Here is a 7,105-nt window from a genome sequence, read left to right as displayed (position 1 = left end):
CGCAGAGCATGAGCCGCGGGCAGTACCGGTTTGTGCAGAAGGAACAGTAGAAAAGGTGCGCGAGGATATACTGATGGTGTTGAAGGCAGCGCTTGCTGCCCGTGGATGGGGCGAGAGGTTTGGTACTTGAATAGATTGTACGGGGAATACGCTGCCTCTCGTCTGGGCGGTCAGTTTGGAGAGATGTCGTCCTGGAGGCTTGTTTATCCCTATCTCAGAGATAAGAGGGTCCTGGATATTGGATGTTCGGATGGTTTGTATCTAAGATATCTGTCGAAAGACTCACGGGGTATAGAACAAGTGCCGGCATTAGCGGAAGTTGGAAGAAGGAACGGGTTGAACATCATCAATGAGGATCTCACGCAATCGATTCGCCAATTAAAGAATGAGGCTTTTGAAGGCGTATTGCTTTCCCATGTCCTGGAACATATCGATTCCCCTCTATTAATGCTCAGGGAGATCCATCGTTTACTAGAGTCGAAGGGCACGCTGGTGGTGGGTCTACCGACCGAAAGAAATGTATATCGTGATTTGCTCCGGATGAATTACTTCAACGGCACACATTTATATGCTTTCAGTGTGCGTAATGCCCATAGGTTATTAGCCGAAGCCGGTTTTGTACCCATCCGGGTATTCTTCCATCTCCCGAAATGCGGAAACCCGATTGGGAGGATTCTTGAGAATTGTTGGAATCTAAACAGGTGGCCATTCCACGAGTATTTCTCAATGGCATATTGGATAGTAGCCACGAAACTCTAGTTGTTGTCACCCGATCATATTAGTGAGGACAAACGCTCCGCTGGATGGTTTTGTGCGCTGCTCAAGGAAAGAGGTTTGATTAACATGCTGTATTTCACGGTAGGTCAATGAAGATTCTTGTTTCAGCATACGCTTGCGAGCCAGGGAAAGGTTCCGAACCGGAAGTGGGATGGCAGTGGGTGCGGCAGATAGCCCGCTTCCATGAAACATGGGTTATTACCCGGTCCAACAACCGGGCGTCCATCGAGGAGGGGCTGAGAAGAAACCCCAATCCGAACCTGAATTTCGTATACGTTGACTTGCCGGACTGGGCCAGATTCTGGAAGAGAGGAAACCGGGGCGTACATGTGTATTATTATTTTTGGCAAGTGCTTGTCTATTGCCAGGCCAGAAAGCTTCTGAGGCACACCAATTTTGATGCGGTTCAACATATCACGTTTGTTAACATGTACGTGGGGCCTTGGTTGGCGTTGATCCAACGACCATTCGTCTGGGGTCCTATAGGTGCCAATCCGGACATTCCCAGGAGGTGTTATCCTCTCCTGGGTTCTTCAGGAGTAGCAGATAATCACCTTCGTTTTGTCATAAGAAAGGTCAGCCCTTTCGTTGATCCTATTATTCACGTTGCTCAGAGGAGGGCCACGCGTATACTCACCATCAATCAGGAAGTCCGATCACGACTGATGCCTGAGTTGCTCCCGAAAACCATTGCTTTGTCTCAAAATGCAATAGACCAACAAGCCTTGTCCAGACATCACAAGACGCACCATCGTCCGTTGAGGATTCTCTGTGTAGGCCAACTGGTTTCCATAAAAGCACACCGTCTGTCCTTGATCGCCTTCAAGGAGCATCTATCTCACCATCAGGAATCCCTGCTGGAACTCATCGGCGACGGACCCCAGCGCAGCGAATTGACGCTTCTGGCTGAGAACCTGGGGATTTCAAAAAAGGTCACATTTGTCGGACGCATCACTCGCGACAAAGTCTTGCGAGCCATGGAAGATAATGATGCTTTTCTCTTCCCCTCTTTTGAAGGGGCTGGAATGGTGGTGTTGGAAGCTATGGCGAAGGGGTTGCCCGTGGTTTGCCTGGACTTTGGTGGTCCCGGTGAATACGTGACTGAAGAATGCGGAATCAAGGTCGCGCTGACAGAGCCGAGAGAAGTTGTCTCGGGACTGGCCAGTGGTCTGTCCAGGTTGGCCACGGATTCGGAACTGTACGAACGCCTGTCTATCGGTGCCATAAAAAGGGTGCAGGAAAACTATCTCTGGGATCGTATCGGCGATCGATTGAACACGCTCTATCGGGAGGTCCATGAACAAGCCGAGAGTAAGGTCGGGAAGCTGCATGGTCGGAAATCCTGAGAATGGTTCGCATCTGTTTGTCGGATTGCCTTTGTGGCAACCCAGGCTCTTGATCCCTATGGCCTCCTCCAGAACCCAGTCTCTTTCTTTCGGTCTCTACAATCCGGGTTCCCGCCATGGGAAGCTATCCAAGCTCTTGGGTCAGGTGGCCGCCAGGGCAGGGTTGATGAAGATGGCGGGCCGGTTGGTCGCCGTGCCGATCGAGATGTTCAACGCGACCAGCGCCATTCAGTCGATACTGGATCGCCGGATGATCTCAGGTCTCCAGGACCGTTGTCAAAGGGCGATTGGAAAGAGACCGTTCTCGGTGGCTTTATCGCTGGGGGAACCGGGTCTGTATCAGAAGGTCACCGCCATCATGTTTGATAAGGGCTCAACGCCGCTTGCTTTTGCCAAGGTTGGCTTTACACCGCAGGCCGGATCGCTGATCGCCAACGAGAGTGTGGCGCTGACGAGGCTTCGTTTCATGGGTTTTCGAGAATCTGCTTTTCCCACTCTGCTTGGGTGTGGCAGTGCCGGGTCAGTGGTTTGGTTGCTGCAGTCAGCGTTGTTGTCGGGAATCCCCTCGCCGGCAGTTCTGCAGGACGCACACTTTGACTTCCTGGCAGAGCTTGCCGGGGATACCTGTCAGGTGATGCAGCCTGAATTGTGGAGCGTCTGGAGGAACCTGCGGGACCTGACCGCCCGCCCGACCCTCCCCGTCAAGACGCAGTTTCGCTCAGAGACTGCCTTTATCGCCTATCTTCGTGATGAGTTTCTGGCAGCAAGCCGGGAGGGTGGTCAAAGACCATGGCCTTTTGCCGCCGCGCACGGTGATTTTGCCCCCTGGAACGTTAGGGTTGCCGGTAACAGATTGCTGGCATTCGACTGGGAACACTTTCTGTCGTTCGCCCCGGCTGGATGGGACGCTCTCCACTTCGTTTTTCGTGTGGAGAACCTGATAAGGAGGAAGTCGCTGGAATCGATATGGGCTGCATTTGAAGCGGGCGCCTATCGCAACAGTGTGGCGCGTTTCGAGAGGCTTTCCGGAGTTGGTGTTCCTGATAAGCGCCTCCTGGGATTGCTTGTGATTCTTGCCATCGTTCTCGATCTTGTGCCCAGGTTCGTCTGCGGTGAAGCCGGCCTTGAAGATATTGCTCGTTCATAATTTTTACCGGTCTTCCATGCCAAGCGGAGAAAACGCCGTGTTTCTGGACGAAGCAGCCTTGTTGAGAAGGAGAGGACACGAGGTCATTGAATTCAGAAGGCGCAGCGATGAGATCAGCGAAGGGGGTCCGATTGGAACTCTTAAAGGGGCTCTGAGTACGCCCTGGAATCCGTTTGCAGCGGAGAGAATGCGCAAGGTGTTGCTTGCGGAGCAACCAGATGTTATGCACGTGCATAACTTCTTCCCACTGCTGTCACCTGCCATATTCTATGCCGCGAACGGTCTCGAGACCTCCACGGTCATGACCTTGCACAATTATCGCTTGTTTTGTGCCGCGGGTATTCCCATGAGAGAAGGCCAACCATGCACTCAGTGTCTGACCAGGAAGAGCGTTGTCCCGGCGCTGCGCTACGGTTGTTACCGGGGGAGCCGGGTTGCTACCGTTCCCATGGTGTTGATGATCGAGCTTCATCGGGCCATGAAGACCTGGGCAGATCAGGTGGATGCCTTTGTCGCGCTGAGTGACTTCCAGCGGCGTCTTATGGCCCAAGCTGGTCTGCCCGAAGAGGCAATACACGTGAAACCCCAGTTCTATCCGGATCCTCCTGAGGCACAACCCTGGAGATCGCGCGAGAACAGGATCATCTTCATTGGAAGGTTAAGCGAGGAAAAAGGGGTGCGGATCTTGATCGAGGCCTGGCGGGCCTGGGGTGCCAGCGCACCGCATCTGGAGATTGTCGGAGATGGCCCTCTCAAGAGCGTTCTGACCAAAGCTTCGGCTGATGCGGGACTCTCCAGCAAGATCTGCTTTGCGGGACAGCTTCCATTCGATGAGGCACAGAGACATCTGTTCGGCGCCCGAGTTCTTCTGTTACCCTCTCTCTGCTTCGAGGGTTTTCCCATGGTGATCCGCGAGGCTTTTGCTCTGGCGGTTCCGGTGATTGCCTCCCGGCTTGGACCGTTGCCGGGCATCGTACCCGAGGGAGTCGCAGGAGCTCTGTTCCGGCCGGGAGATCCGGGAGACCTTCTGGGTGTACTACGTTCTCTGTGGGACGATCAACATCGCCTGGCAGAATTGGCGAGGGGAGCACGAGGCCTCTTTGAAGAGAAATACACGGCAGACAGCAACTACAGGACCCTTATTGACGTCTACGAGATCGCGATTAGACGGCGGCAACGGAAAAACCACACAGATCTCCGGTGTGGCTGGAATCATGTTCTGGCACGCGCGTAGTTCTATCCCCGGGATGCTTTTGAGCAAGAAGTGATCGATCGGAGGATGGCCTTGAAAAGTTTGCCGAAGACTCAGGTATTGGATGTGTCGATCCATGCTCTATCGTGGCACGCGGTACTAAAGAGCATAGCTGGCTGGGTTTCCAGAAGAGAATCCAGGGTGGTTTGCCTGTGCAATGTTCATTCGGTCGTGACGGCAGGAAGGAACGCCGAATTCGCACGAGTTGTAACGGAGGCCGACATAGCTGCCCCCGATGGCGCGCCGATAGCCTGGATGATCAGCCGTTTGAGGAATACAGAACAACCACGCATCAATGGGCCTGATCTGATGTTGCGCTATTGCGGGGAAGCGCAAGCCCGGTCGGAGCCCATATTTCTGTACGGCGCATCGGAGTTGACGTTGGCGTCGCTGAAAGAGAACCTGCTCCAGGCGTATCCCGGTCTGCAGATAGCCGGGGCCATCTCCCCTCCCTTTCGACCGTTGACACCGGAAGAAGATTCTTCGATCGTCGCGCGGATCAACGCTTCAGGGGCCAGGGTCGTTTTTGTCAGCCTTGGCTGTCCGAAGCAGGAGTTGTGGATGGCCGAGCACAGGAATCGTATCCGTGCGGTGATGATCGGTGTCGGCGCGGCGTTCGACTATCATGCCGGAACTCTCAAACGCGCACCGAGACTAATGCAGAATCTGGGTCTGGAATGGTTCCACAGGTTCTTGTCGGAACCGCGCCGATTGTGGCGCCGGTACCTTGTCACGAATACGATATTTATGGCCCGGGCATTTTTGCAGTTGATAGGGAGCGGGCGAAGACCAGATCGATCTGTGACCCCGTATGGTCCTCTCATCGTTCCACAACCCTTCCCTGAACAATCCGGCAAGAAGGAATAAGAGGCAGAGAAAGCCGCACTATCGAAGGAACAACGAAATATGATGCGAGGTGTAGTATTATGCTGAGGTCTTCGACAGGACTCATGCAATCGCACTATTCCAAGCTCGGGATGGCTTTCCGCATCGCCGACATCTTCTGGATCGTGAGCAGCATACTTGTGGCCACGTGGGTCAACGACTGTCCGTGGAACCCGTACTTCAGCTTTTTCACAGTGTGCGCGATGGTCCTCTTCTACTTCATGGCCCGGGCGAACGGGCTCTACAAGTCCTGGCGGGTCACGTCCCTGTGGAAGGAGACGGAAACGGTCATTATTGTCTGGACCTGTGTGGCGTTCCTCGTCCTCTTCATCGTCTTCCTCATGAAGCTTCCCGACATCCACCTGAGACGGGTCTTCGTATCCTGGTTCGTCCTCGCCCAGATACTGCTCATCTTCTGGCGCGTCCTGGTGCGGGCCGCATTGAGGGAATACCGCAGCAGGGGCAGGAACTACCGCACCGTGGTCATCGCCGGGGCGGGGGACCTTGGGACGGGGCTCGCCCGGACGATACTCGGCGCTCCCTGGATGGGCTACAGGATAAAGGGCTTCTACGACGATAACAAGGAGGCAGGCAGCATGCCCCTGCCGGGAAGCGGCATCAGGGTCCTCGGGGACCTCGACAGGATGATCGAGGACGCCCGCAGGGAGAGGATAGACCTCGTGTACATCGCCCTGCCCATGCGGTTCGAGGGGAAGATACGGAAGGTCCTGAAGGGTCTCTCGAACACGGCCGTCTCCGCCTACCTCGCCCCGGACTTCCTCACCTTCGACATCCTCCACGCCCGCATGGTGGATATGAACGGGATACCGACGATAAGCATCTACGAGGACCCCTTCGACAGCGCGAGCGGGTGGGTCAAGCGTCTGGAGGACGTGGTCGTCAGCTCCCTCATCCTCATCATGATCTCCCCCGTCATGGTCGCCATCGCCCTCGCCATCAAGCTCACCTCACCAGGCCCCGTCTTCTTCAAGCAGAGGCGCTACGGGGCAAGGGGTGACGAGATCATGGTCTGGAAGTTCCGCACCATGACGGTCCTCGAGGACGGCGACGTGATACGCCAGGCGAGCAGGAACGACACGCGGGTAACGAAGATAGGGGCCTTCCTCAGGCGCACCTCCCTCGACGAGCTGCCCCAGTTCATCAACGTCCTCCAGGGGACGATGTCCATCGTCGGCCCCCGTCCCCACGCCACGGCCCACAACGAGTACTACCGCAACATCATCCCCGGCTACATGCTCCGCCACAAGGTGAAGCCGGGCATAACGGGCTGGGCCCAGATCAACGGCTACCGGGGGGAGACGGACACCCTGGAGAAGATGGAGAAGAGGGTCGAGTACGACCTGAGGTACATCAAAAACTGGACCTTCTGGTTCGACATCAAGATCATCTTCGCCACGGTGTTCAAAGGGTTCGTGGATAAGAATGCGTATTGAGAAGACGGTCTCAGGTCACAAGTCGCAAGTCGCAGGTCTCAAGTCTCAAGTCTCAAGTCACAGGTCTCACGTGATGGTCAGCCTCTCCTCGGTTGGGGTCCCGATGCGTGTTTGTCCGAACAGTTCACACACCGTCACTCCACCCACACGCCGTCACTTCACCCACACACCGTCATTCCGGCGAAGGCCGGAATCCAGGAGATGCTTGGGGTCAGAGACCATCTGGCAGGAGAGGTTGAGACCT

The 7,105-nt window shown here is 55.4% G+C and carries 6 protein-coding genes; all 6 read left to right on the top strand.

Annotation, left to right across the window (positions count from 1 at the left end):
* The first annotated feature begins 126 nt into the window (after positions 1-126).
* The 6 genes from GXX82_10255 (at position 127) to GXX82_10230 (ending at position 6,861) form a co-directional block, all read left to right on the top strand.
* Positions 127-759, top strand: coding sequence for a class I SAM-dependent methyltransferase (locus GXX82_10255; GenBank protein NLT23419.1), 633 nt, complete (start codon positions 127-129; stop codon positions 757-759).
* Positions 760-866: 107 nt separating this feature from the next.
* On the top strand, positions 867-2,123 hold the full coding sequence (locus GXX82_10250; protein ID NLT23418.1) for a glycosyltransferase family 4 protein: 1,257 nt from the start codon (positions 867-869) through the stop codon (positions 2,121-2,123).
* A gap of 166 nt (positions 2,124-2,289) precedes the next feature.
* Complete coding sequence (locus GXX82_10245) at positions 2,290-3,270, top strand: hypothetical protein (GenBank protein NLT23417.1); 981 nt, start codon at positions 2,290-2,292, stop codon at positions 3,268-3,270.
* Entirely contained in the window at positions 3,248-4,504 is a 1,257-nt protein-coding gene (locus tag GXX82_10240) for a glycosyltransferase family 4 protein (protein ID NLT23416.1), read from the top strand. Before GXX82_10245 ends, GXX82_10240 begins: the two co-directional genes overlap by 23 nt.
* A gap of 45 nt (positions 4,505-4,549) precedes the next feature.
* Positions 4,550-5,389 (top strand): WecB/TagA/CpsF family glycosyltransferase, encoded by an 840-nt coding sequence (locus GXX82_10235; protein ID NLT23415.1) that lies wholly within the window; start codon positions 4,550-4,552, stop codon positions 5,387-5,389.
* 59 nt (positions 5,390-5,448) lie between these two features.
* The gene (locus tag GXX82_10230; protein ID NLT23414.1) at positions 5,449-6,861 is read left to right on the top strand and encodes an undecaprenyl-phosphate glucose phosphotransferase; all 1,413 of its coding nucleotides are present in this window, start codon (positions 5,449-5,451) and stop codon (positions 6,859-6,861) included.
* The last annotated feature ends 244 nt before the right edge of the window (positions 6,862-7,105 follow it).

It is taken from the genome of Syntrophorhabdus sp. (assembly GCA_012719415.1).
Classification (GTDB): Bacteria; Desulfobacterota; Syntrophorhabdia; order Syntrophorhabdales; family Syntrophorhabdaceae; genus Delta-02.
This window is presented reverse-complemented; position numbering and strand designations above follow the sequence as displayed.